Consider the following 24,575-nt stretch of genomic DNA (forward strand, 5'->3'; position numbering starts at 1 on the left):
GAGAGGAACGGGCCGGCCTGTACGCCGGGTTCTGTGCCGGGGCCCCTCTCGGGGTTCCCTTCGACGGTCATCTCTCTCGGCGACGCGTTGCCGCGCCGCTCCAGCGGCCTACCCGGGGACTCGGCGAGCCGCGTCATCATCCCCTGTCTGGCCTTGCTCCGGGCGAGGTTTACCTGGCGAGCCGTGTCACCACGGCCCCCGGTGGTCTCTTACACCACCCTTTCACCCTTACCCCGGCCCTGCGGACCGCGGCGGTCTTCTCTCTGTGGCACTGTCTCGCGGATTGCTCCGGGTGGGTGTTACCCACCGCCCTGCCCTGTGGAGCCCGGACGTTCCTCGGTGCGGTCTCCCGCCACGCGACCGTCCAGCCGACCCGTTCGGATCCAGTCTAGGAGTCCTTGCCCGCATCCACGGCGATCCGCAGGTCGAGAGGGATGTCGATCTCGAATCCGGGGAACAGCCGGCGGGTCGCCGCGTCCGCCGCATCCTGCACCACGCGCGCGGCCTCGTCGGCCTGCGTCTGCGGCGCGTGGACGATCACCTCGTCATGCAGGAAGAACGCCAGGTGCGCGCGGCGGGAGAACACCGGCCCCGACCCCGGCGCGGGCTCGGGGGCATCGGGCAGCGCGGTCAGGCGGTGCCGGATCTCGGCGAGCCAGAGCAGGGACCACTCCGCCGCGGTGCCTTGCACCACGAAGTTGCGCGTGAACCGGCCCCGGTCCCTGGCTCTGCTGCGCGCCAGACGCTCGTCGGCCCCGTCCGCGTCGGGATCGCTCGCGCGCGACTGCGCCGCGGTCCAGTGCGCATCCGGTCGGGGCGAGCTGCGACCGAGGAGCGTCGAGACGACGCCCCCGCCCTCCCCCGTCTTCGCCGCGCCGTCCACGAGCGCCATCGCCCGGGGGAAGACGGTGCGCAGCCGTGGGCCGAGCTGACCGCTGGGCCCCGTGGTGGCGCCGTACATGGCCCCGAGGACGGCGTACTTCGCCTCCTGCCGCGTCTGCACCGCCCCCGAACGCACGACGCCCTCGTACAGGTCGGCGCCGCGCGCGGCCGCGGCCATCGCCCGGTCCTTCGACATCGCCGCGAGGACCCGCGGCTCCAGCTGCGCCACGTCCGCGCAGATCAGCGTCCAGCCCTCGTCGGCGCGCACCGCGGGGCGCAGGCTCCGCGGTATCTGCAGCGCTCCGCCGCCGCTCGACGCCCAGCGGCCCGTGACCACGCCGCCGGTGAGGTAGACGGGTCGGAAGCGTCCCTCGTGCACCCACTCGGCAAGCCAGGCCCAGCCGTTGGCCGTGTACAGGCGCGCGAGCTTCTTGTAGGCCAGCAGCGGTTCGACGACGGGGTGCTCGATCTCGCCGAGCTCCCAGCGCGAGGTCGATTCGACCAGGATCCCGGACCGCCGCAGCGCCTTCAGCAGGCGGGGCGGACTGTCGGGGTTGACCGCGGCGTCCTCCAGGGTCTCGCCGATCAGGGCCGCGAGCTCGGCCATCCGCGCGGGCCGCGCGCCGAGCACCGGTCGCGGACCGAGCGAGTCGGCGAGCAGCCCTTCGTGCACCGCGGTGCTCCACGGCAGGCCGGCGGCCGTCATCTCCTCCGCGACCAGGGCCCCGGTCGACTCGGCGGCGCACAGCAGGGCCAGGCGGCCGTCCGGTGCGCGCCCCAGAGCTGCACGCTGGCGTGCGTACTCGGCGAGGAGCTCGTCGACCTCCGCGAACGGGTCGCCGGATTCCGGCGGAGCGACCTCGTGCAGGTCGAACAGGGCGGGCATCGCGATCGTCGTCGCCAGCGGATCGGATCGGATCCAGCGCGACGAGGGTGGGACTGGATCCGCGAGACTCGCCGTGTCGCGAAGGATCGCGTGACAGAGCAGGAGATCGTGCGCGCGGCGGATCCTGACTCCGGCGGCGAGCAGCGGCGGATACACCTCGCGCAGATGCCGCACCACCCAGCGCGGATGAGCCCTTCCCTCGAGGTCGGCGACCTCGGCGTTCAGCGCGGCTGCGGCGACGTCGTTCCGGCCCAGCTCCGAGCCTCGCTCGTCGAGCCGCACCATCGTCCAGCTGTCGCGTCGCGCGGACCGTCCCAGCACGACCGCGTGCGGAACCGCCGATTCGATCATGTCTTCGAATCTACGCCTTCGGAACGACCGTGCACGGCATCGTCGACGCGACAGGCCGGATCCCCGGTGTGTCGGCGTGTATCAGCACCCGCGCACCCGGACCCCGACGGCGGTTAGCGTGGAGTCACCGGAGAGGAGTCCCCCATGTCCGATGCGTCCCCCTTCATCGCCCACAACGGATTCGCCCTGCCCGCCCAGGGCCTCGGCACCTACGGCTTCCGCGGAGAGGCCGGCGCGGACGCGGTCCGCAGCGGCATCGAGAACGGCTACCGGCTGATCGACTCGGCCTTCAACTACGAGAACGAGGGTGCCGTCGGCTGGGGCATCTCGGGTGCTGCTGTCGATCGCGCAGAGCTCATCGTCACCTCGAAGCTGGCCGGACGCCACCACGCGCGCGCCAAGGCTCTCGACGCGATCGAGGAGAGCCGGTTCCGCCTCGGCGTCGAGGCGATCGATCTGTTCCTCATCCACTGGCCGCTGCCACGGGTGGACGCGTATGTCGAGGCCTGGCAGGCGCTCATCGAGGCGCGTGAACGGGGCCTGGTGCGCCAGATCGGCGTCTCGAACTTCCTGCCCGAGCATCTGGAGCGCATCGAGGACGCGACGGGGGTGCGTCCCGTCGTCAACCAGATCGAGCTGCACCCGCGCTTCCCGCAGGAGGAGGCGCTCGCCTATCACCGCGCCCACGGCATCATCACCGAGGCGTGGAGCCCGCTCGGGCGCGCCGGCGAGGCGCTCGAGGATCCGGCGATCAGCACCGTTGCGACCGCGCACGGCATCACGCCGGCGCAGGCCGTGCTGGCCTGGCACGCGGCACGCGGGGTCGTCGCGATCCCCAAGGCCGCGACCGTCGAGCACCAGGCCCTGAACCTCGCCGCCGCTCAGGTGCGGCTGAGCGCCGCCGAGATCGCCGCGATCACGAGCCTCGGTGCACCGGACGGGCGCCTGTGGGGCGCGGACCCCGCCACGCACGAGGAGTTCTGAGGCCTTCGCGGCCGAGACGAGCCGCCGCCTCAGTCCACCGGCGCGGAGCTCTTCAGGCCCGACTCCTCGGTGCGGATCAGGATGCACCCGCACTCCGGGCACGAGACCACGTCATCGTCCGCCGCCTGGCGGATGGTGTTCAGGTCAGTGCCGGAGAGCACCATGCGGCACCCTTCGCAGGTGGCTCGGCGCAGCAGGGCGGCACCCGCGGTGCGTCCCGCGCGGCGCTGGTATTCGGCCATGAGCGACGGGGACACCGAGTCGACGAGCGCGACGCGGTCGCGGGCGAGCTGCTCGCCCTCGGTCGTGGCAGCGGCGATGAGAGCCTTGGCCTCGGCGGTCAGCCGCGTCCCCTCGGCCACGGTCTCGTCGATGAGCGCCTGCTGTGCGGAGACGGCGGCCTCGGCATCCTCGAGCCGACCCATGAGCTCGAGCTCTGCGTCCTCCAGGTCGCTGATCCTGCGTCCGAGGCTCCCGATCTCCTGCTCGAGCGCCACCGCGTCCTTCGGGTTCTGCGTGGCAGCGAGCCGCCCGGCGTCGCGGTCGCGGCGCTGCGCGGCGAGCGCGACATCCGATTCCAGGCGCTTCAGCTCCGTCTGCACGTCGTCGCGCGCGCCGGACAGCACCGTCAGCTCGCGCAGCTGCCCCTGCCGCTGCGCGGAGAGCTCGTTGATCCGCTCTCCCTGCACCGGATGCGTGCGCGCGTAGTCGGCCTGCGCGATACGGCGGTCGATGTCGGCGATGTCGAGGAGCACGATCTGATGCGCGGGGTTGGCTTTCACGCGTCCAAATCTACGCCAGACCGGAATCCGCCCGCGCGCGCGTCCCGTCTCAGGACACCTCGCCGTCGACGTAGAACCAGCACCCGTCCTCACGCACGAATCGGCTGCGTTCGCGCAGCACGCCACGACCGCTCGCATCCCGGTGGATCGCCTCGAACTCCACAACGCCCTCCGTGTCGAACGGACCGCCGCCCTCCTTGGCGAGGATGTCGAGGTGCAGCCAGCGCAGATCCGGGTCGATGTCCAGGCGCGCCGGACGAGTCGTCGGATGCCAGGACCGCTGCAGATACCCCGCGTCACCGACGGTGAACGCGGTGTAGCGCGAGCGCATGAGGCGCTCCGCGGTGGGCGCCGCCCGCCCCGCGAGGATCGGTCCGCAGCAGGCGTCGAAGGCATCGCCGCTGCCACAGGGGCAGCGGCGCGCAGCGCCGGCCGTCACTGGTTCGCCACTCATCGGCTCCAGCCTATTGCGTTGCGAGGCGCACCTTCGGAATACCCCAGGGGGGTATATGGTTGAGCTCATCATGGACGAACGAACTCAGCACGGCGGCCACCACGCGGACGGCACCGCGACGCACGCTCACGAAGCGGAGCACCCCGCGCACACCGCGGCGGGTCGCACCCGGATGCATGACGCGCACGCGGCTCACGCGCACGGACGCGGACATGCCGAGGCGTCGGGTCATGCCGGCCATCCGGACCACGGCGGGCATGCCGGCCATGCCGACCATTCCGGCCACGGCGGGCATGGCGGTCACGGTGATCACGTCGCCCGGTTCCGTCGCCTGTTCTGGATCATGCTCGTGCTGGCCGTGCCGGTCGTCGCGTTCTCCCCCATGTTCGCGATGCTCGTCGGCTATCACGTGCCCGACGCGTTCGCGCTGCAGGCGATCCCCCCGGTGATCGGGACGGTGCTGTACGTCTGGGGAGGACTGCCGTTCCTGACCGGCGCGGTCTCCGAACTCCGCGCACGCCGCCCCGGGATGATGCTGCTCATCGCGCTCGCGATCACGGTGGCCTTCCTCGCCTCGTGGGGCGCGACGCTCGGGCTCCTCGACCACGAGCTCGACTTCTGGTGGGAGCTCGCGCTCCTCATCGTGATCATGCTGCTCGGCCACTGGATCGAGATGCGCTCGCTCGCCCAGACGACGTCCGCCCTGGACTCGCTGGCCGCGCTCCTGCCCGACGAGGCGGAGCGCCTGACCGGCGACGATGTTGCGCTCGTGTCACCGGCGGACCTCCGCGTCGGCGACGTCGTCCTGGTCCGCCCGGGCGGTCGCGTCCCGGCGGATGCCGTGGTCGTGGACGGATCCGCGAACGTCGACGAATCCATGATCACGGGCGAGTCCCGCGCGGTGCCCCGCACCGTGGGCGAACAGGTGGTCGCCGGCACGATCGCGACGGACTCGGCGCTCCGCGCCAGGGTGACGGCCGTGGGAGCGGATACGGCCCTCGCCGGCATCGGCCGACTCGTCGCCGAAGCACAGTCGTCCTCGTCCAGGGCGCAGCGTTTGGCGGACCGCGCCGCGGGCTGGCTGTTCTGGTTCGCACTCCTCGCCGGCGTCGTGACCGCGGTGGTGTGGACGGCGATCGGTCTCCCCGACGATGCCGTCGTCCGAGTCATCACGGTGCTCGTGATCGCCTGCCCGCACGCGCTGGGCCTGGCGATCCCGCTCGTCGTCTCGATCGCGACGGAACGTGCAGCGCGCGGCGGGATCCTGGTGAAGGACCGGATGGCGCTCGAGCGGATGCGACAGGTGGACGCCGTGCTGTTCGACAAGACCGGCACGCTCACGGAGGGCGCACCCGCCGTGACCGGCGTCGCCGTGTCAGCGGGCTTCACGGAGGCCGAGGTCCTGGCTGCGGCTGCGTCCGCGGAGTCCGACTCCGAGCATCCGCTCGCAACCGCGATCCGCACCGCCGCCGAGAATCGCGGCCTCGCCCGCGGTGCAGTGTCGGAGTTCCACTCGGAGCCGGCGCTCGGCGTCCGCGCCGTCGTCGACGGACGCGTCGTCGAGGTGGGCGGACCGGCTCTGCTCACGCGGACGCGGGCGACGGAGCTGCCCGAGGCTGCGGCCTGGCACGCCGAAGGGGCGATCATCCTGCACGTGCTCGTGGAAGGCCGGGTCGCCGGCGGGCTCAAGCTGGCTGACGCGATCCGGGAGGAATCCCGAGCCGCCGTGCGGGCTCTGCAGCAGCGCGGCGTCGACGTCGTGATGATCACCGGCGATGCCGAGTCCGTCGCCGCGTCGGTGGCGGCGGAGCTCGGGATCGAGCGCTACTTCGCCGGGGTGCGTCCGGAGGACAAGTCGGCGCGCGTCGCCGAGCTGCAGGCCGAGGGACGCGTGGTGGCGATGGTGGGCGACGGAGTCAACGACGCCCCGGCACTGGCCACGGCCGACGTCGGCATCGCGATCGGCGCCGGCACCGACGTCGCGATCGGATCCGCCGGGGTGGTGCTGGCCAGCTCCGACCCGCGCTCGGTCGTCGCGACGATCGAGCTGTCGCGGGCGGCCTATCGCAAGATGCGGCAGAACCTATGGTGGGCCGCCGGCTACAACCTCGCCGCCGTGCCGCTCGCCGCGGGCGTGCTCGCCCCGATCGGCTTCGTGCTGCCGATGTCGGTCGGCGCGATCCTGATGTCCGTCTCGACCGTGGTCGTCGCCCTCAACGCCCAGCTGCTGCGTCGGCTGGACCTGCGCCCCGAGAGCGTCGCCGCAGCGCCCGAGCAGGGCTCGCGCTGAGCGCCGGGCGCCCGGATCGGGTCAGACTCAGAGCCCGATCCGGTCGAGGGCGCCGGCGAGCCGCTCGACCGTGCCGTCCACGTCGGCGAGCTTGTCCAGACCGAACAGCCCGATCCGGAACGTCGAGAACGATTCCGGCTCTCCGCAGTGCAGCGGCACCCCGGCCGCGATCTGCAGCCCCTGCTCGCGGAACAGCGCACCCGTGCGCAGGCCCGGATCCGCGGCATGCACGACCGCGACGCTCGGCGCGGCGAACCCGTCCGCGGCCACCGACGGCAGGCCGCGCTCGGCCAGCAGGGCGCGCACCCGACCGCCGAGATCCCACTGGGCGGCCCGCAGCGCCTCGAAGCCCCGCTCGCGCGTCTCGGTCATGAGCACGGCGTTGTGCACCAGCGTGTCGGTCGGCATGGTGGCGTGGTAGGGCGCCCGGCCGGCCACGTACTCCTCCGAGATCCACAGCCATTTCGCCAGATCCATCGCGAAGCTCGACGACGTGCGCGAGGTCACCGCCTCGCGACCGGCGTCGCTGAGCATGACGTAGCCGACGCCGGGCGATCCGCTCCAACCCTTCTGCGGTGCGCTCAGCAGGACGTCCACGCCGAGAGCCGCCATGTCCACCCAGAGGGCGCCCGACGCGATCGAGTCCAGGACGAGCAGCCCTCCGACCTCGTGCACCGCGTCGGCGAGAGCGCGCACATAGTCGTCGGGCAGCAGGATCCCGGCCGCGGTCTCGACATGCGGGGCGAACACGACCTCGCTGCGCTGGGCGCGGATCGCCGCGACGACCTCGTCGATCGGCGCGGGGGCCCACGCGGCGTGTGCGTCGTCGGATTCCGGGCGAGCCGCGCACACGACGGTGTTGTGCGCGACGTCGCCGGCATCGAGGATCTGCGACCAGCGGTAGGAGAACAGCCCATTGCGCACGATGAGGCAGCGGCGCCCGGTGGCGAGCTGGCGGGCGACGGCCTCCATCGCGTAGGTGCCGCCGCCGGGGACGAGAGCCGTCGCGGTCGCCGCGTAGGCCGCGCGCAGATCCGATTGGACGCTCTGCATCACCGACACGAACCGCGACGACATGTGATTCAGGGAGCGGTCCGTGAAGACCACCGAGTACTCCAGCAGGCCACCGGGATCGACATCGTCATGCGGAAGGGTCATGCGCCCAGCCTGGCACACGGCTCCCGCTAGGCTGGAGGAACGCGCCTATAGCTCAGTTGGTAGAGCACGTCGTTTACACCGATGTGGTCGGGAGTTCGAGTCTCTCTGGGCGCACCGTGAGCGTCGTGACGCCGACGATGCGCCCATCGATCAGACGAGCCTCTTGCCCTCCGTCTTCGGCGCCCACAGCCAGGTGACCAGCGCGCCGAGAGCAAGAACGCCGGCGAGCCAGTACATCGACACGGACACACCCCACTTCTCCAAGCTGATCGGCAGCAGGAACGTCCCGATCGCGGAGCCGATGCGGCTGGTCGCGTTGAGCAGTCCGACGCCGCTCCCCCGCAGATGCGTCGGGAAGAGCTCGGGCGGGTACACCTGGGTGATGTTCGACGCGGCGGACATCACGAAGGAGTAGACGACGCACGGGATGAGCATCAGCCACGGCGACGCCTCCGCCAGCAGGCCGAGCAGAGCCAGCATGACGGTCATGATGACGAACGTCCAGAACGTGAACGTCTTCCGCGGGAAGCGCACGATCGCCCACAGGCCTGCGACGCCTCCGGCAAGCAGGAAGATGTTGATCAGCAGGTTCTGCAGGTTGGCGTCCGACACCTTCATCGCTTCGAGGATCGTGTAGACGAACGTGTAGATCGCGAAGTACGGGAGCACCTGACAGCTGTAGAAGAGGATGCCGAACCAGGTGCTCTTCCGGAGCGCGGGGCTGAAGAGCTCGCGGTAGCTGCTCTTCTCCTGCACGTGAGCGGTCGGGATGAAGATGTTGCCGGTCTTGAGGTACTTCTCCGCGATCGCGGCGGCCTCGTCGCCCCTCCCCCTGCTGATGAGCCACCCCGGAGACTCGGGCGACCCGATGCGCACGATCAGCACGAACAACGCCGGGATGAACCCCGAGGCGAGGAGCCACCGCCAGGTATCGGGGCCGACGTTCACGTAGGCGCCGATCACATTCGCGATGACATATCCCACGGTCCACAGGACCGTGAGCGAGGAGAGCATGAGGCCCCGGGACTTGCGCGGTGCGAACTCGGACAGCAGCGTCGGCCCCACGGCGTAGTCAGCCCCCAGGCCGAAGCCGATCAACAGGCGCAGCACGAAGATCGTCTCGACGTTCGGCGCCCAGAACTGCGCCAGAGAAGCTGCGGCGATCAGGATGAAGTTCAGGACGTACACGCGCTGGCGACCGATCCGATCGCTGATCCGGCCGAGGATCAGCGAACCGAAGAACAGGCCGATCAGCGCCGAGCTCGCCAGCATGCCCTGCCAGAAGCCGTCGACGTGCCACTGCTGCGACAGCAGCGGCAACGCGCTGCCGATGATCCCCAGCGCATAGCCGTCAGAGAAGTTGGCGCCGAAGGTCATCATCGTGACCTTGAGGTGGAACCGTCCGAACGGGATCTGGTCGAGGGCGACCTTCCCTTCGGGGACCGGCTCCTGCGCCTCGTCGGTGATGGCGGAATTCATCAGCAGCTCCCTTGCCACATCGCGTTGCCATGTAGTGAAATGGCTCTTGTTCACCACATGAAACTTGGTCACGGCCAAGATGTCAAGGCCCGAGTGCGAAGCGCTCCGCCGGAAGGAGTCTCATGATCGACGCGGATGAGCAGCCGAATCGAGCCCCGGCGCCATGGCCGGCGTCCGCTGATGCCACGATCGTGCTCGGCGACCGGCCGCTGCGGCTCGACGACATCCGCAGCGTCGCCGAGGGCGCGGCGCGCGCGGAGTACTCGCCGACAGCCGTCGATGCCATCGCTCGCGCTCACGACACATTGCTGCGCCTCGCCGAGACGCGCCCGGTGTACGGACTCTCCACGGGAGTCGGCGCCCGCCGCAGCGTCGCCGTCGTGCGCGACCGGGAATCATGCCTGCGCCTCTGGCGCAGCCACGCGCTACAGTTCGGCCCCGCCGTCGATGGCGGACGCGTCCGGGCGATGCTGCTCGTCCGCGCCAACCAGCTGGCGCAGGGCGGATCCGGCGTCAGTCCCGCGCTCGCCGACGCCCTGCTCGCCGCGACCACCCGCGAAGATCCGCCGTCCGTCTCCTTCGGCGGCGCGCTCGGCACGGGCGATCTCGGCGCGCTCGCGACCGTCGCGCTCCAGATCACCTCAGACGATTCCACCGGCTCCTTCGCCGCCTCCGATGGACTTCCGTTCATGAGCAGCAGTGCGCTGACACTCGCCGATGCCGCACTCACGCTCGCGGACCTCGATCGCGCGATCGATGCAGCGATGGTCCTCGGGGCCGCGGCGGTGAGAGCGCTCGGGACGACGGCCGAGCACTTCGCGACGGCCGCATTCGCGGACCGGTACGCCGCGATGCGGGACACGGCGACGCGGCTCGCCCCGTCCGGCGACGTCACCGGCCCCCGCGTACAGGATCCGTTCTCGATGCGTCTGCTGCCGCAATCGCTCGGATCCGTGCGGCTGTCCTGGGAGCACTGCCGGGACGCGACGCTGGCCGAAGTGAACAGCGCGCACGAGAACCCCCGCGTGTTCACCCAGGAACAGCGGATCGCGCACACCGGCAACTTCTACACCGTCGACCTCGAGCTCGCCTGCGGCACCGTGCTGCGTGCCCTCGCTCAGGACTCGAGCCTGCTGCTGGCACGGCTCGGGCTGCTGATGGACCCTCGCTACACCGGTCAGGCCGAGTTCCTCGGCGACGGAACGCCCGACGCGACAGGGGCGATGATGCTGGAGTACGTCGCCGCCGCGGCGCTCGCCGACATCCGCGATCTCGCCGCCGCCCACGGAGGCCATGGCGTGCATCTCTCGCTGGGGGCCGAGGAGCACGCGCCGTTCACGCCTCAGGCGGTGCGCCGCCTCCGGCATGCGACCGACGGCTATCGCACCATGCTCGCCTGTTTCGCGGTCGCCCTTCGTCGCCTTCCCGGCATGGACGATCAGCTGCTCGGGCTGCCGGAGAGGCACGGCGGACTCGAGGATCGCGATCTGAGCCACGAGCTGGCCGAGACGGCGTCGGCGCTGGATAGTATTCGGCTCGGTGAGTCGCACGAGTAGACGAAGGAGCATCGATGAGCACGATCGGACCGGCCGGGGCGCCTGCCACGGAGGGGAGAGCCGATGCGCTCGACTCGGGATCGGGCCCCCGTTCCGTGCACAGGGCGCTCGAGTTGCTGACGATCGTGGTCGAGTCCGGCCCGCAACCGCTCACCGAACTCGCCCGTGCGAGCAGGCTGCCCACGAGCACGACGTTGCGCTCGCTGCGCGCCCTCGAGCACTGGGGCTATGTCGCGCGCGCCACCGACGGCGGCTATGTCGCCGGTCATCGCTTCGCCCGCTCGCGTTTCGACGCCGAGCCCGCCAGCGCCGAGCAGTTGTTCGAGCGCTCCGGCGAAGTGCTCCAACGGCTGACGGAACGCAGCGGCGAGTCGAGTTATCTGACCGTTCGCGGGCCCGGACGCAGCTGCATCTATCTGCGCGAGGTGCAGAGCGACCAGCCGATCCGTCACGTCGGCTTCGCCGGGTGGGCGGGCCGCACGGTGCAGATGGACGGCTCGGCGGTCGGCGCCGTCCTGGACGGCGAGACGCCGCACGCCGGCTTCGTGACCCTCGGCGCGGTGTCCGCACCCGATGCGACCGTCATCGCGGCCCCCGTGCTCGACAACGAGGGCACCATCGTCGCGGCGATCAGCATCGTCGGCCCCAGCTTCAGAATGGGCGAGGATCGCGTTCAGTCGCTGGGCGGACTCGTATGCGACCACGCGCAGAACCTGACCGAGGCGCTCCGCTCCGAACGCTCCGCAACGGCGGCATCCGGCGCGGCCCCTCGGTGACCGGCCGGCCGCCAGGAGGGATAGGCTGAGATCCGCGCGCCTTTGTGCGGAGTCGACAAGCCTCCCCGGCGCCGCATCCCGATTTCGTTGGCACGACCTGCCAGACAGACGAAAGGCCTCCTGTGACTGTTCACGACCAGGATCCGTACTCCCAGGGCCCGCTCGACAGCGATCCCGAAGAGACCAGCGAATGGCAGCAATCTCTCGACGAACTCGTCGACGCGAAGGGCCACGGCCGCGGGCGCGAGATCATGCTCAGCCTGCTGAAGCGCTCGAAGGACCTGCACCTGGGCGTGCCGATGGTTCCGACCACGGACTACATCAACACGATCGCCCCGGAGAACGAGCCGGACTTCCCCGGAGATGAAGAGCTCGAGCGCCGCTATCGTCACTGGATCCGCTGGAACGCCGCGGTCACGGTGCACCGCGCACAGCGGCCCGGGATCGGCGTCGGCGGGCACATCTCCACCTACGCCTCGGCCGCCTCGCTCTACGAGGTCGGCTTCAACCACTTCTTCCGCGGCCAGGACCACCCGTCCGGTGGCGACCAGATCTTCTACCAGGGGCACGCCTCCCCCGGCGCGTACGCCCGCGGCTTCCTCGAGGGCCGGATCACCGAGCAGCAGCTCGACGCCTTCCGCCAGGAGAAGTCCGGCGCCCCGAACGGTCTGCCGTCGTACCCGCACCCGCGGATGATGCCGGAGTTCTGGCAGTTCCCGACCGTGTCGATGGGCCTCGGCCCGATCAACGCGATCTACCAGGCGATGACCAACAAGTACCTCGCCAACCGCGGCATCAAGCAGAACGACTCGCACGTGTGGGCGTTCCTCGGCGACGGCGAGATGGACGAGGTCGAGTCTCGCGGCCAGCTCCAGGTCGCGGCGAACGAGGGCCTGGACAACCTCACCTTCGTCATCAACTGCAACCTGCAGCGCCTCGACGGGCCGGTGCGCGGCAACGGCAAGATCGTCCAGGAGCTGGAGAGCTTCTTCCGCGGTGCAGGCTGGAACGTCATCAAGGTGGTCTGGGGTCGGGAGTGGGACGATCTGCTCGCCCGCGACACCGACGGCGCTCTGCTCAACCTCATGAACGTCACGCCGGACGGCGACTTCCAGACCTTCAAGGCGGAGTCGGGCGCCTACGTGCGGGAGAACTTCTTCGGGCGGGACGAGCGTGCGCTCGCTCTCGTCAAGGACTACTCCGACGAAGACATCTGGCACCTGCGCCGTGGCGGCCACGACTACCGCAAGGTGTACGCCGCTTACAAGGCGGCCATGGAGCACAAGGGCCAGCCGACCGTCATCCTCGCCAAGACCGTCAAGGGCTACGGCCTGGGTCCGCACTTCGAGGGCCGCAACGCGACCCACCAGATGAAGAAGATGACGCTGGACGACCTCAAGCTGTTCCGCGACACCATGCACATCCCGATCACGGATGCGCAGCTCGAGGCCGACCCGTACCGTCCCCCGTACTACCACCCGGGGCAGAACGACGAGACGATCCAATACATGCTGGACCGCCGTCACGACCTCGGCGGGTTCCTGCCCGAACGGCGCAGCACCCACGTGGGGCTCGAGCTGCCTCAGGACAAGGACTACGCGCTGCCGAAGAAGGGCTCCGGCAACCAGGAGGTCGCCACGACCATGGCCTTCGTGCGCATGGTCAAGGACCTCATGCGGGTCAAGGGCTTCGGCGAGCGGATCGTCCCGATCATCCCCGACGAGGCGCGCACCTTCGGCATGGACGCGTACTTCCCGACCGCGAAGATCTACAACCCCAACGGCCAGAACTACACCTCGGTCGACCGGGAGCTGCTCCTCGCGTACAAGGAGAGCCCGCAGGGCCAGATCATGCACGTCGGCATCAATGAGGCCGGCGCCGTCGCCGCGTTCACCGCGACCTCGACCGCCTACTCCACGCACGGCGAGCCGCTGATCCCGATCTACATCTTCTACTCGATGTTCGGCTACCAGCGCACGGGTGACGCGTTCTGGGCCGCCGGCGACCAGATGGGCCGCGGCTTCATCATCGGCGCCACCGCGGGGCGCACCACGCTGACCGGCGAGGGCACCCAGCACGCGGACGGCCACTCGCCGCTGCTCGCCTCGACCAACCCGGCCACTCTCGTCTACGACGCGGCGTACGGCTACGAGGTCTCGCACATCGTGCAGGCCGGCATCGAGCAGATGTACGGCGGCACCCACCCGAACCCCGACGTCATGTACTACCTCACGGTGTACAACGAGCCGATGCGGATGCCGGCGGAGCCCGAGGACGTGGACGCGGAGGGGATCCGGAAGGGTCTGCACCGCATCTCCGTCGGATCCGGGGAGGGTCAGCGCGTGCAGCTGCTGGCATCGGGCGTGGGCGTGCCGTGGGCGATCGAGGCCCAGGAGCTGCTGCTCGCCGACTGGGGCGTGTCCGCAGACGTGTGGTCGGTCACCTCGTGGACCGAGCTGCGCCGCGACGGACTCGCGGCCGACGAGCACAACTTCCTGCACCCGGAGCAGGAGCCGCAGACGGCTTACCTGACCGAGAAGCTGAAGGATGCGCAGGGCCCGTTCATCGCGACGAGCGACTACATGCACGCGGTCCAGGACCAGATCCGGCAGTGGGTTCCCGGCGCCTACTACACGCTCGGCGCCGACGGGTTCGGGTTCGCCGACACCCGCGCCGCGGCTCGCCGCTTCTTCAAGATCGACGGGCCGTCCATGGTCGTCCGCGCCCTCCAGGCGCTGGCCGACGAGGGTCGCATCGACCGCTCCGTCGTCGCTCAGGCGATCACGAAGTACGACCTGTACAACGTGAACGCCGGCACCAGCGGCAACGCCGGTGGCGAGAGCTGACCCGCGCAGCACGATGAGCAGACCTCCCGAGATGACCAAGGAGGAGACGCTGGCGTGGCTGCGCCGCATCTCCGGGGATCTCGCCACGGCGACCCTGCAGCGTCTCGAGGACTCACTGCCGTGGTACGCCGAGATGCCACCGGCCCGACGCTCCGCCGTCGGGCTGGTGGCCCAGGCGGGCATCACCTCGTTCATCCAGTGGTACGACGACCCCACGTCGACCCCCTGGATCGCCGCGGACATCTTCGCCGCGGCACCGCGTGAGCTGCTGCGCAGCGTGAGCCTGCAGCAGACGCTGCAGCTCATCCGGGTCACGGTCGAGGTGACCGAGGAACGCGTGGCCGGCAACGGACAGCATCTGCGCGACGCGATCCTGTTGTACTCCCGCGACGTGGCGTTCGCGGCCGCTGACGTGTACGCGCGCGCCGCCGAGGCCCGCGGCCTGTGGGACGCCCGCCTGGAGGCGCTCGTCGTGGATTCGATCCTCACGGGTGAAGCCGACGAGGAGCTGCCGAGCCGCATCGCGGCCCTGGGCTGGCACGGCCACGGCGAGGTCTGCGTGATCGTGGGCACCACGCCGCCGCAGTTCGACGTGGATCAGGTGCGCCGCACCGCCCGCAAGCTGGCCGTCGACGTGCTGATCGGCGTGCAGGGGTCGCGACTCGTGCTCGTGGTCGGGCGCGCCAAGCCTGCCACCGGTGACGACGGAGCCGACGGCGTCGAGCCCGAGGAGTTCTCCTTCGCCGAGATCGCGCGCACGTTCGAACCGTCCTTCGGGCCGGGGCACGTGGTGGTCGGTCCCGCGGTCGCCGCGCTCGTGGACGCGGGTCAGAGCGCGCGTGCCGCGCTGGCCGGGTTCGCCGTGGCCCGTGCCTGGCGCGGCGCGCCACGGCCCGTGGACGCGGACGAGCTGCTTCCGGAGCGGGCGATCGCCGGAGACCCCCTGGCCAAGCAGACGCTCATCGAGCGCGTGTTCCGCCCGTTGCACGACCACTCCACCGACCTCGTGACGACCCTGTGGAGCTATCTCGACAACGGCCGGTCGCTCGAGGCGACCGCTCGCGAGCTGTTCGTTCATCCGAACACCGTGCGCTACCGCCTGAAGCGGATCAGCGAGGTCATCGGCTGGGATGCCACGGGACCGCGCGAGGCGTTCATCCTGCAGACGGCACTCGTGCTCGGCACGATCGGCACCGCGGATCCGGTTCGTCGCGGCCTGCGTCCCCGTCGCCCGCGGTGACCCGCCGGATCGAGCGCCGTGGAGCACGCCTTGTACGACTCGGATAACCGATCTGCGGATTCTTGTGAGGGTTGAGCCACCGAATCCCGCGGATCGTTGGCAGACTGGGAACGTGATCGTCTTCGCATGCCCTGGACAGGGCTCCCAGACCCCTGGTTTCCTCTCCCCCTGGCTCGAGCTCGACGGTGTCGCCGACGACCTCGCCGCGTACTCGGAGGCCGCAGAGGTCGACCTGATCCAGCACGGCACGGTGTCCGACGCCGACACGATCCGCGACACCCGCATCGCACAGCCCCTGATCGTCGCCGCCTCGCTCGTGACCGCGAAGGCCCTGCGCGAGCGTGCGGGCCGAGGCCCGGACGGGATCGCAGGCCACTCGGTCGGCGAGTTCGCCGCCGTCGCGGACGCCGGGGTCATTCCCGCCGAGACCGCATTGCGCCTCGTCGGCATCCGCGGCCGTGCGATGGCCGATGCCGCCGGCCGCACCCCGACCGGCATGAGCGCGGTCCTCGGCGGCGACGAGGAAGCGGTGCTCGCACTCCTCTCCGACCTGGACCTCACCCCCGCCAATTACAACGGCGGCGGGCAGATCGTCGCGGCAGGTGCCCTGCCCGCCCTCGCGGCGCTGGCCGAGGCGCCCGTGCGCGGCTCCCGCGTGATCGCGCTGCAGGTCGCCGGAGCCTTCCACACGCACTACATGGCCTCGGCCGTCGACACACTGCGCGACGCGGTCGCCGGTGTCGACGCTGCGCACCCCGCCGTGATGCTCTGGACCAACAAGGACGGATCCATCCTCACGGAGGGCACGACCGCCCTCGAGAACCTCGTCACCCAGGTCTCCTCTCCCGTGCGCTGGGACCTGTGCATGGCCTCCTTCGCCGACAACGGCATCACCGGCCTCATCGAGCTCGCCCCCGCCGGTGCCCTCACCGGTCTCGCGAAGCGCGGGTTGCGCGGCGTCCCCGCGGTCGCCGTGAAGACCCCGGAAGACCTCGACGCGGCGGTCGCGCTGCTGAACGGCACCGACGACAACGGAGAAGCAGCATGATCACGCTCAAGCAGGCCACGGGCCCCGCCTACACCCGCATCTACTCCGTGGGCGCGGCTCGCGGTGAGAACGCGGTGCCGAACGACGACCTCGTCGGTCCGATCGACTCGAGCGACGAATGGATCCGCCAGCGTACCGGCATCATCACGCGCACCCGCGCGGTGCCGGAGACGGATGCGATCGACCTGTCGACCGCCGCGGCGACCGAGGCCATCGAGAAGTCCGGCGTGGCTCCCTCCGACATCGACGTGGTCATCGTCGCGACCATCAGCAATCCGAAGCAGACTCCGTCCGTCTCGGCGATCGTGGCGGACCGGGTGGGCGCGAACCCCGCGGCGGCCTATGACATCAACGCGGCCTGCGCCGGCTATGCCTATGCGGTCGCCCAGGCGGATGCGCTGATCCGCGCGGGAGCCGCGAAGCACGCGCTCGTCATCGGCGCCGAGAAGCTCTCCGACATCGTCGACCCCACCGATCGGAGCATCTCGTTCCTGCTCGGCGACGGCGCCGGCGCGGTCGTGATCGGCCCGAGCGACACCCCGGGGATCTCGGCCACGGTGTGGGGCTCCGACGGCTCGAAGGCCGATGCGGTCGGCATGAACCACACCCTCACGGAGTTCCGCGACGGGCAGGCGCCCTGGCCGACCCTGCGCCAGGAGGGCCCGACCGTGTTCCGCTGGGCCGTCTGGGAGATGGCCAAGGTCGCCAAGCAGGCGCTCGAGCAGGCCGGTGTCGAGGCATCGGATCTGGCCGCGTTCATCCCCCACCAGGCGAACATGCGCATCGTCGACGAGTTCGCCAAGCAGCTGAAGCTGCCCGAGTCGACCGTGATCGCGCGCGACATCGAGACCACCGGCAACACGTCGGCCGCGTCCATCCCGCTCGCCACGCACCGCCTGCTGGCGGAGCACCCCGAGCTCAGCGGCGGCCTCGCCCTGCAGATCGGCTTCGGCGCCGGCCTGGTGTTCGGCGCGCAGGTCGTCGTGCTCCCCTGACCGGGCGCCGCCGACTCCTAGACTGTTCACCGGTTCCAACCATCCCAAAGAAAGAGGAAATCATGGCCTTCAGCAACGACGAGGTCCTCGCTGGCCTTGCAGAGCTCATCACCGACGAGACCGGCATCGACGCCTCGGAGGTCGCTCTGGAGAAGTCCTTCACCGACGACCTGGACATCGACTCGATCTCCATGATGACGATCGTCGTCAACGCCGAGGAGAAGTTCGGTGTCACCATCCCCGACGACGAGGTCAAGAACCTCAAGACCGTCGGTGACGCCGTGAGCTTCATCGTCGCCGGCCAGGAGTGACACCCGCGGATGCCACCCCCGCGTTCCAGCGGGGCGTGGCATCCTCCTCTTCCGCCCCTCACCGGACCCTGAGCTCATCGAAGGGCCCGAGCACCCACCCGCTCCCTGAGAAGGAATACGCATGACCAAGCGCATCGTCGTCACCGGCATCGGTGCCACGTCCGCCCTCGGCGGCACCGCCCCGGAGAACTGGGCGAACCTGCTCGCCGGCGTCTCCGGCACGCACACCCTCACGCACGACTGGATCGAGACCTACCAGATCCCGGTGACGTTCGCCGCAGAGGCGTCCGTCCGCCCGGAGGAGGTCCTTCCCCGGCACGAGGCCAAGCGCCTGGACCCTTCCGTGCAGTTTGGCATGATCGCCGCACGAGAGGCCTGGGCCGACGCGGGAGCCCCCGACATCGCCCCGGAGCGCCTCGGCATCGACTGGGCCACCGGCATCGGCGGCCTGTGGACGCTGCTGGATGCCTGGGACACGCTGCGCGAGAAGGGCCCGCGCCGTGTGATGCCGCTCACGGTGCCGATGCTCATGCCCAACGCGGGTGCCGGGAACCTGTCGCTGCACTTCGGTGCGAAAGCCTTCGCGCGCACCGTCGTGAGCGCCTGCGCCTCGAGCACCGAGTCGATCGCGAACGCGTACCAGCATCTGCAGGACGACCTCGCCGACGTCATCATCGCCGGTGGCGCGGAGTCCGCGATCCACCCGATCACCATGGCGTCCTTCGCGTCAGCTCAGGCGCTGTCACGCCGCAACGACGACCCCGAGCACGCCTCGCGCCCCGGCGCGATCGACCGTGACGGCTTCGTCATGGGCGAGGGCGGCGCTGCTCTGGTCATGGAGACCGAGGAGCACGCCAAGGCGCGCGGCGCCAAGATCTACGCCTACGTGGTCGGCGGCGGCGTCTCGGCAGACTCGTACCACATCACCGGCAACGACCCCGAGGGCCACGGTGCGGCCCGCGCTGTGGAGCAGGCGCTGGCGCAGGCCGGCGCGACCCCCGACGAGGTCACGCACATCAACGCGCACGCCACGTCCACGCCCGTCGGCGACCCGAACGAGTACGGCGCGCTGAAGCGCGTCTTCGGCGACCGGATCGACGAGATCCCGGTCTCGGCGACCAAGGCGTCCACCGGTCACCTGCTCGGCGGCACCGGCGCGCTCGAGGCCGTCTTCACGATCCTCGCGCTGCGCGACCGCGTCGCTCCGCCGACGATCAACATGACCGAGCCGGATCCGGCGGTGCCGTTCAAGCTCTCCGGTGAGCCGCAGCCCCTCGGCGACGGCCCGCAGCTCGCGATCAGCAACTCGTTCGGCTTCGGCGGGCACAACGCGGTTGTCGCGTTCCGCTCCTACGACGGCTGACCCGCCCGACGAGAATCGCCCCGGTCGCTTCCTCTTCGAAGCGGTCGGGGCGATTCTCGTTCTCTTCGGTTGTGCTGTTCTGTTGTCTCTCCGGCCCAGGACCGGGGATACGCTTTCTCGGGTTCCGGGTCTTTGCTCTCCGACCCCCGATAATCGCGCCTCCTCCGATCCCCGTCCCTTCGTGTGATCCGACCCGTCGGACCGGATCACACGAGTCCTCTCGATCCGCCTGCGCAGCGGCTATCCGACCCGCCAGCGCAGCGGCTATCCGACTTTGTGGAGCCAGACCACACGGGCATCGTCGCTCGCGTGCCGGAACGGCTCCAGCTCCTCATCCCATGCCGAGCCGAGCGCGACGTCGAGCTCGCGCTGCAGCTCGATCGGACTGCCCGCGGCGATCTCCATCGCGTAGCGGATCCGATCCTCTCCGACGACGATGTTGCCTGCCGCGTCGGTCTGTGCGTAATGCACCCCGAGGTCGGGCGTGTGCAGCCAGCGGCCGCCGTCGCTGCGCGGAGTGGGATCCTCGGTCACCTCGAACCGCAGGTGCTCCCAGCCGCGGATCGCGGTCGCGAGAGCGGCCCCGGTGCCGACGGGACCGTCCCAGTAGAACTCCGCACGGCGGGCGCCGTCGAGGACGGGCTGCTCCGACCACTCGAAGTTGACGGCGCGCCCGATAGCGCGTCCGACCGCCCATTCGAGGTGCGGGCAGAGCGCGCGCGGTGCGGAGTGGATGTACACCACTCCGCGTGCTTGTGCTGTCGCCATGGTCTCTCCGTTTCATCAGGTGCGTCTTCCCCTACGACCTGGTCCGCGAAGCATGGCGGGTATGCGGTTATGCGCCCATTCTCACCGATCCTCAGCGAAATCACAACTGTGTAACTCATTGCGAAACGGAAACGGTCCCCGGCGCCGAAGCGCCGGGGACCGTCTACAGGACGAGGAGGCTCAGGCCTCGCTCATCGCGATCTTCTCCTGCTGGCCCTTGGCGGCGTAGTACGCGGCGCGGGCGGCGTCACGGCGCGCCTGCTCCTCGTAGCCGGCGTCCAGGATCGCCTGGTCGACGGCGTAGTTCTCCACGTCCTGGGTGCCGTTGTACTTCTCGATGTACGCATCGAGCTCGGGGCCCGAGGTCCACGAGGTGATCAGGCAGTAGCGCGGCTCGGTGCCGTTGTGGGTGGCCGCGTGCCACAGGCGCTGGGTGTCGACGATCAGCTGCGCGCCCGCCGGAAGGGCGATCCGGTACTCGACACTCGGGTCGGTGCGGTTCTCGCGGAGGACGAAGTAGCTGTCCTTGTCGTCGGTGAGGTTGAAGAAGCCGCGCACGACCCAGCCGGTGCCGTCCGGGTTGAGGCGGTTGTTGTCGTCCTGGTGCAGGTTGTAGAGGCATTCGCCGTAGGGCGTGGGCTGCAGCTCGATGACGCGGCAGCGCCCGACGTTCGCGCCCGGCTCCTGCGCGCGGCGGGTGAGGTTCGGGGCCTTGGCGGTCTGCTCGTCGATCCAGACGCCGTCCTTGTCCGTGCGCGGGGGCACGTGGTTCCAGAAGCCGTTGCACTCGATCTCGCCCTTGGCGGACGCGAGCGGGGCGAAGCGGGTGTCGCCGGAGGACTTCCAGTCGTTGTACTCGATGTCGAGCCACTCCTTGGGGTCGAGCTCCTGGTTGTAGCTGTCGAGGACGACGAAGCCCTTGTCCTCGAGGGCGGCGGACTTGATGTATGCCATGAGCGAGTCATGTCCTTTCATAAGGGGCCAGCACGTTTTAACAGGCCCTTCTTAGGACAGCCTAACAGCGCCCCCTTCGACGCCCTTGGAGAGCGGACCGTGAATATCCGGGAGCCACCGGCCCCTGAATAGACTGGTCGGGGCAGCACGCGATCCGAGGAGAAGCACAGCAGCATGAGCACGGCCACCAACGTCGAAGCAACCGCAGTCTCTACGATCGAGTGGCTCTCCTCCCCCGCGACCACGATCGTGGTACCCGTCTACCAGCGCCAGTACCGGTGGGACATCGGCGGCTGCGAGAAGCTCCTCTCCGACATCCGCGCCGTGGGCGACGAGGATGACGCGCATCGGCACTTCATCGGCTCGATCCTGTCGGCCGAGGATCACGCCCACCCCGATGCCGACCTGATCCTGATCGACGGCCAGCAGCGCATCACGACGCTGATGCTGCTCATCGCGGCCCTGCACCACGCGGTGCGCGAGACCGATCAGGAGCTCGCTGCCGAGCTGGCACGGGTGCTGGTGCGCCCCGACGATCCGAACCGCACCAAGCTCCGCCCGCACGAGGCCTGGGCCGGGCTCTTCGAGTCCGTCGTGCTGGACCGACGCGGGATCGACCAGCCGGAGTCACGGTTCGACGACAACTACGCGTTCTTCCGCTCTCAGGTGCACGCCGACGAGGCGCCGCGGATCTGGCGGGGGCTGCAGAAGCTCGAGCACGTCTCGATCACCCTCGGCGAGGCCGCGAACGCGCAGCAGATCTTCGAGAGCCTCAACTCCACCGGCGAACCGCTGCGAGATCACGAGCTGATCCACAACTACATCCTGATGGGGCTCTCGCACGCGCAGCAGCAGCAGGTCGAGGAGGACTTCTGGCTGCCGATCGAGCGCAACACCGGCGAGGCGATCGGTGCGTTCTGGCGTCACTTCCTCATCATGACGACGGGACGCGAGGTGTCGGTCGACGGCGAGCACGGCGTCTACAGCGCCTTCCGCCATGAGTTCCCGCACATGGGCCTGGAGGACCTGCCCGTGCAGGCGCAGGTGTGGCGGGAGTTCTCGGACATCTACCGGATCCTGCTGGATCCGTCGCAGGAGCAGGATCCGGAGATCCGTCGACAGCTCGCCTACGTGAACACCTTCGGGCGCTCCACCTACCCGCTCGTGCTCAGCGCGTACCGCGATCATCGACTCGGCGCGATCTCGAAGGACGAGCTGGTGCAGACGCTGGAGCGCGTCCAGTCGCTGCTGCTGCGTCGTGCGGTCGTCGGCATCTCGAACGACCGCCTCATCGCCCGACTGTGCCGAGCCAGGACCCAGGGGCCGGAGGAGCTGCTGCGCGCCTTCGCGCGGATCACACCATCGGACGAGCGGATCCGAGTGGCGCTGAAGTTCACCGACCTCCCCCACGCGCTGTACGTGCTGGGCCGGATCGAGGGCATCGCGGATCCTCGCGGCTTCGACGTCGAGCACATCGTGCCGACCGCACCGCACGACTCCTGGTCCGGCGACGGCGCACGCACCTGGAGCGAGTACTCCGAGGACGAGCAGAACAGTCACCGCGCCCTCGCCGGAACGCTCGGCAACCTGACGCTACTGGAGGAGCCTCTCGCCGAGCGCGTCTACGGCGCGTCCTTCCCCGACAAGCGCGACGCCTATCGCCGCAGCAAGGTCGACGAGAACACCGCACTGGCCGGTCTCGACGCCTGGGGCACCGCGGCGATCGCAGAACGCACCGCTGCGCTCACCGACGCGTTCGTCCAGGTCTGGCGCCGCCCCGCTGTGGTCGACATCGACGACGACGGACTCACGCCGATCCTCGACGCCGTACGACGGCGGGGCTGGCCGACCGGGTGGGAGCGGGAGTTCGACTACGTCGAGTACCGGGGCGAGCGCTGGGAGGTCCCCGACGTGAAGTACCTGTTCAACCGGGTTTTCCGGCGCGGTTGGACGGACACCCGCGACGCCCTCGACGCGTTCAACGACCGCAATGGCGGACCGATCTACGACGAGAAGGCGTGGAACGGCGCGTGGGACGAGCTCGACGAGGACCACTTCCTGTACATGGGGTGGGACGCGAAGTACATGATGAGCGCGGTGCAAGGCCTCCTGGAGGAGTCGGGCCTGGCCGCGGAGGTGTTCGTGAAGTACTCCTATATCGGGAATGTGATGTGATGACGATCTCTGCCGCCCCTGCTTTCGAAAGCACTGTGATCCGCCGCCGGATGATGGACCTCGCCGTCGAGGAGCACACGCTCACCGTGCCCCTGGTGTGGTCGGACCCCTCCGACACCCGCACGATCGACGTGTTCGCGTCCGTCGTCGCGCGCGAGGGCGGCGAGGACCTCCCCTACCTGGTCTTCCTGCAGGGCGGCCCCGGTTCCGAGGCGCCCCGCGCTCTGCATGCGCCCGCGGCGCCGTCCTGGCTGGATCAGGCGCTCGCGCACCATCGGGTGGTCATGCTCGACCAGCGCGGGACCGGCCGCTCGACCCCGGTCGGCGACGGCATCCTCGCCCGCGGGACCGACGACGTCGCGGAGTACCTCACGCACCTGCGCGCGGACGCGATCGTGCGCGATTGCGAGGCCGTGCGCGCGCACCTCGGAGCGGAGCGCTGGAACGTCCTCGGGCAGTCCTTCGGCGGGTTCACGACCCTCGCGTACCTCTCCACGGATGCCGCGTCGATCGACCGCGCCTACCTGACCGGCGGGCTCAGCACCGTCACCCGCGGCCCCGACGAGGTGTACGCGCTCTGCTACGACAAGATGCGCGATGCGTCGGAGCGGTACTACCGGCGCTTCCCCGAGCACCGCGATCGCATGCGCCGCCTCGTGGAGCGCGCGTCGGACGGCGAGATCGTGCTGCCGGGCGGCGAGGTCGTCTCGCCGTCGCGGCTGCGTTCGGTGGGGTCGGCCCTGGGGACCAACGACGGCTGGCAGACGCTCTGGCAGCTGCTCGAGCTGGATCCGTCGAGCAACGCCTTCCGCTACGACCTCGCGGCCGCGATGCCGTTCGGCGGTCGCAACCCGCTGTACTTCGTCTTCCACGAGTCCAGCTATGCGAACGGCCATGTCACGGGCTGGTCCGCCGAGCGCATGGAGCCCGCAGACTTCGTCGACGATGTCACGCTGTTCACCGGCGAGCACATCCGTCGCGACTGGACGGAGACCGTCCCGGCCTTCCAGCCGTGGCGCGAGGTCGCCCTGGCCCTCGCCGATCATGAGTGGCCCGCGATCTACGACCCTGCGGCGCTGGCCGCGTCCGGCGCCAGGGGCGCCGCGTCGGTGTACGTGAACGATCCGTACGTGCCGATCGAGTACTCGCTGGAGACGGCCGCCCTCCTCCCGGATCTGCGGCTGTGGGTCACGAGCGAGCACGAGCACAACGGCCTGCGGGCCGGGCGCGTGCTCGAGCATCTCGTCGACCTCGCGCACGATCGTCGGGTGCGCTGA

The 24,575-nt window shown here is 69.9% G+C and carries 19 protein-coding genes, 1 tRNA gene and 1 other RNA gene; 13 read left to right on the plus strand and 8 right to left on the minus strand.

What is annotated here, in order from left to right; all coding sequences use genetic code 11:
* Positions 1-4 precede the first annotated feature (4 nt).
* Positions 5-376: RNase P RNA component class A (rnpB, locus tag ACFWCK_RS09090), an RNA gene on the minus strand.
* A gap of 12 nt (positions 377-388) precedes the next feature.
* Entirely contained in the window at positions 389-2,119 is a 1,731-nt protein-coding gene (locus tag ACFWCK_RS09095) for a bifunctional 3'-5' exonuclease/DNA polymerase (RefSeq protein WP_378805524.1), read from the minus strand.
* Between the two features lie 144 nt (positions 2,120-2,263).
* Here ACFWCK_RS09095 and ACFWCK_RS09100 point away from each other — a divergent pair, with 144 nt between their 5' ends.
* A complete protein-coding gene (locus ACFWCK_RS09100) occupies positions 2,264-3,103 on the plus strand; it encodes an aldo/keto reductase (protein WP_378805525.1) in 840 nt (279 codons plus the stop codon).
* 29 nt (positions 3,104-3,132) lie between these two features.
* Here the strand turns inward: ACFWCK_RS09100 and ACFWCK_RS09105 are convergent, their stop codons facing one another.
* A complete protein-coding gene (locus tag ACFWCK_RS09105) occupies positions 3,133-3,885 on the minus strand; it encodes a zinc ribbon domain-containing protein (RefSeq protein WP_378805526.1) in 753 nt (250 codons plus the stop codon).
* A 49-nt stretch (positions 3,886-3,934) separates the two neighbouring features.
* Positions 3,935-4,339, minus strand: a complete 405-nt coding sequence (locus ACFWCK_RS09110; protein ID WP_378805527.1) for a YchJ family protein — start codon at positions 4,337-4,339, stop codon at positions 3,935-3,937.
* Between the two features lie 70 nt (positions 4,340-4,409).
* Between ACFWCK_RS09110 and ACFWCK_RS09115 the strand changes: the two genes are divergently transcribed.
* Complete coding sequence (locus ACFWCK_RS09115; protein WP_378805968.1) at positions 4,410-6,629, plus strand: heavy metal translocating P-type ATPase; 2,220 nt, start codon at positions 4,410-4,412, stop codon at positions 6,627-6,629.
* Positions 6,630-6,656: 27 nt separating this feature from the next.
* Here the strand turns inward: ACFWCK_RS09115 and ACFWCK_RS09120 are convergent, their stop codons facing one another.
* Complete coding sequence (locus ACFWCK_RS09120) at positions 6,657-7,787, minus strand: aminotransferase class V-fold PLP-dependent enzyme (RefSeq protein WP_378805528.1); 1,131 nt, start codon at positions 7,785-7,787, stop codon at positions 6,657-6,659.
* 41 nt (positions 7,788-7,828) lie between these two features.
* Here ACFWCK_RS09120 and ACFWCK_RS09125 point away from each other — a divergent pair.
* Positions 7,829-7,901 (plus strand) — tRNA-Val (locus tag ACFWCK_RS09125).
* A 36-nt stretch (positions 7,902-7,937) separates the two neighbouring features.
* Here the strand turns inward: ACFWCK_RS09125 and ACFWCK_RS09130 are convergent.
* Positions 7,938-9,266 (minus strand): MFS transporter, encoded by a 1,329-nt coding sequence (locus ACFWCK_RS09130; RefSeq protein ID WP_378805529.1) that lies wholly within the window; start codon positions 9,264-9,266, stop codon positions 7,938-7,940.
* A 122-nt stretch (positions 9,267-9,388) separates the two neighbouring features.
* Between ACFWCK_RS09130 and ACFWCK_RS09135 the strand changes: the two genes are divergently transcribed.
* From ACFWCK_RS09135 to ACFWCK_RS09170, 8 genes are all read left to right on the plus strand, one after another.
* The gene (locus tag ACFWCK_RS09135) at positions 9,389-10,822 is read left to right on the plus strand and encodes an aromatic amino acid lyase (RefSeq protein WP_378805530.1); all 1,434 of its coding nucleotides are present in this window, start codon (positions 9,389-9,391) and stop codon (positions 10,820-10,822) included.
* 14 nt (positions 10,823-10,836) lie between these two features.
* On the plus strand, positions 10,837-11,598 hold the full coding sequence (locus ACFWCK_RS09140) for an IclR family transcriptional regulator (protein WP_378805531.1): 762 nt from the start codon (positions 10,837-10,839) through the stop codon (positions 11,596-11,598).
* Positions 11,599-11,720: 122 nt separating this feature from the next.
* Entirely contained in the window at positions 11,721-14,444 is a 2,724-nt protein-coding gene (gene aceE / locus ACFWCK_RS09145; RefSeq protein WP_233309969.1) for a pyruvate dehydrogenase (acetyl-transferring), homodimeric type, read from the plus strand.
* A 13-nt stretch (positions 14,445-14,457) separates the two neighbouring features.
* Entirely contained in the window at positions 14,458-15,684 is a 1,227-nt protein-coding gene (locus tag ACFWCK_RS09150) for a CdaR family transcriptional regulator (protein ID WP_233309968.1), read from the plus strand.
* Between the two features lie 112 nt (positions 15,685-15,796).
* Positions 15,797-16,732: an ACP S-malonyltransferase gene (locus tag ACFWCK_RS09155; protein WP_378805532.1), complete on the plus strand. Its 936-nt coding sequence runs from the start codon at positions 15,797-15,799 to the stop codon at positions 16,730-16,732.
* The gene (locus ACFWCK_RS09160) at positions 16,729-17,727 is read left to right on the plus strand and encodes a beta-ketoacyl-ACP synthase III (protein ID WP_378805533.1); all 999 of its coding nucleotides are present in this window, start codon (positions 16,729-16,731) and stop codon (positions 17,725-17,727) included. The genes ACFWCK_RS09155 and ACFWCK_RS09160 overlap by 4 nt, the downstream gene beginning before the upstream one ends.
* Before the next feature lie 62 nt (positions 17,728-17,789).
* Positions 17,790-18,038: an acyl carrier protein gene (locus ACFWCK_RS09165; RefSeq protein WP_045270633.1), complete on the plus strand. Its 249-nt coding sequence runs from the start codon at positions 17,790-17,792 to the stop codon at positions 18,036-18,038.
* Between the two features lie 121 nt (positions 18,039-18,159).
* Complete coding sequence (locus tag ACFWCK_RS09170) at positions 18,160-19,401, plus strand: beta-ketoacyl synthase (RefSeq protein ID WP_233309965.1); 1,242 nt, start codon at positions 18,160-18,162, stop codon at positions 19,399-19,401.
* A 264-nt stretch (positions 19,402-19,665) separates the two neighbouring features.
* Here ACFWCK_RS09170 and ACFWCK_RS09175 read toward each other — a convergent pair whose 3' ends face one another.
* Both ACFWCK_RS09175 and ACFWCK_RS09180 read right to left on the minus strand, forming a co-directional pair.
* Positions 19,666-20,169, minus strand: coding sequence for a DUF3145 domain-containing protein (locus ACFWCK_RS09175; RefSeq protein ID WP_233309964.1), 504 nt, complete (start codon positions 20,167-20,169; stop codon positions 19,666-19,668).
* A gap of 180 nt (positions 20,170-20,349) precedes the next feature.
* The gene (locus ACFWCK_RS09180; protein ID WP_233309963.1) at positions 20,350-21,123 is read right to left on the minus strand and encodes a hypothetical protein; all 774 of its coding nucleotides are present in this window, start codon (positions 21,121-21,123) and stop codon (positions 20,350-20,352) included.
* Between the two features lie 174 nt (positions 21,124-21,297).
* On the opposite strand from ACFWCK_RS09180, the gene ACFWCK_RS09185 reads away from it, so the two are divergent.
* Positions 21,298-23,298, plus strand: a complete 2,001-nt coding sequence (locus ACFWCK_RS09185; protein ID WP_378805534.1) for a DUF262 domain-containing protein — start codon at positions 21,298-21,300, stop codon at positions 23,296-23,298.
* Entirely contained in the window at positions 23,298-24,575 is a 1,278-nt protein-coding gene (locus tag ACFWCK_RS09190; protein WP_378805535.1) for an alpha/beta fold hydrolase, read from the plus strand. Before ACFWCK_RS09185 ends, ACFWCK_RS09190 begins: the two co-directional genes overlap by 1 nt.

The organism is Microbacterium sp. NPDC060117, assembly GCF_042729315.1.
Lineage (GTDB): Bacteria > Actinomycetota > Actinomycetes > Actinomycetales > Microbacteriaceae > Microbacterium.

Coding starts and splice junctions, on each gene's coding strand:
- ACFWCK_RS09095 (WP_378805524.1), bottom strand. CDS start 2,119: ATGATCGAATCGGCGGTTCCGCACGCGGTCGTGCTGGGACGGTCCGCG.
- ACFWCK_RS09100 (WP_378805525.1), top strand. CDS start 2,264: ATGTCCGATGCGTCCCCCTTCATCGCCCACAACGGATTCGCCCTGCCC.
- ACFWCK_RS09110 (WP_378805527.1), bottom strand. CDS start 4,339: ATGAGTGGCGAACCAGTGACGGCCGGCGCTGCGCGCCGCTGCCCCTGT.
- ACFWCK_RS09115 (WP_378805968.1), top strand. CDS start 4,410: ATGGACGAACGAACTCAGCACGGCGGCCACCACGCGGACGGCACCGCG.
- ACFWCK_RS09120 (WP_378805528.1), bottom strand. CDS start 7,787: ATGACCCTTCCGCATGACGATGTCGATCCCGGTGGCCTGCTGGAGTAC.
- ACFWCK_RS09130 (WP_378805529.1), bottom strand. CDS start 9,266: ATGAATTCCGCCATCACCGACGAGGCGCAGGAGCCGGTCCCCGAAGGG.
- ACFWCK_RS09135 (WP_378805530.1), top strand. CDS start 9,389: ATGATCGACGCGGATGAGCAGCCGAATCGAGCCCCGGCGCCATGGCCG.
- ACFWCK_RS09140 (WP_378805531.1), top strand. CDS start 10,837: ATGAGCACGATCGGACCGGCCGGGGCGCCTGCCACGGAGGGGAGAGCC.
- ACFWCK_RS09150 (WP_233309968.1), top strand. CDS start 14,458: ATGAGCAGACCTCCCGAGATGACCAAGGAGGAGACGCTGGCGTGGCTG.
- ACFWCK_RS09160 (WP_378805533.1), top strand. CDS start 16,729: ATGATCACGCTCAAGCAGGCCACGGGCCCCGCCTACACCCGCATCTAC.
- ACFWCK_RS09165 (WP_045270633.1), top strand. CDS start 17,790: ATGGCCTTCAGCAACGACGAGGTCCTCGCTGGCCTTGCAGAGCTCATC.
- ACFWCK_RS09170 (WP_233309965.1), top strand. CDS start 18,160: ATGACCAAGCGCATCGTCGTCACCGGCATCGGTGCCACGTCCGCCCTC.
- ACFWCK_RS09175 (WP_233309964.1), bottom strand. CDS start 20,169: ATGGCGACAGCACAAGCACGCGGAGTGGTGTACATCCACTCCGCACCG.
- ACFWCK_RS09180 (WP_233309963.1), bottom strand. CDS start 21,123: ATGGCATACATCAAGTCCGCCGCCCTCGAGGACAAGGGCTTCGTCGTC.
- ACFWCK_RS09185 (WP_378805534.1), top strand. CDS start 21,298: ATGAGCACGGCCACCAACGTCGAAGCAACCGCAGTCTCTACGATCGAG.
- ACFWCK_RS09190 (WP_378805535.1), top strand. CDS start 23,298: ATGACGATCTCTGCCGCCCCTGCTTTCGAAAGCACTGTGATCCGCCGC.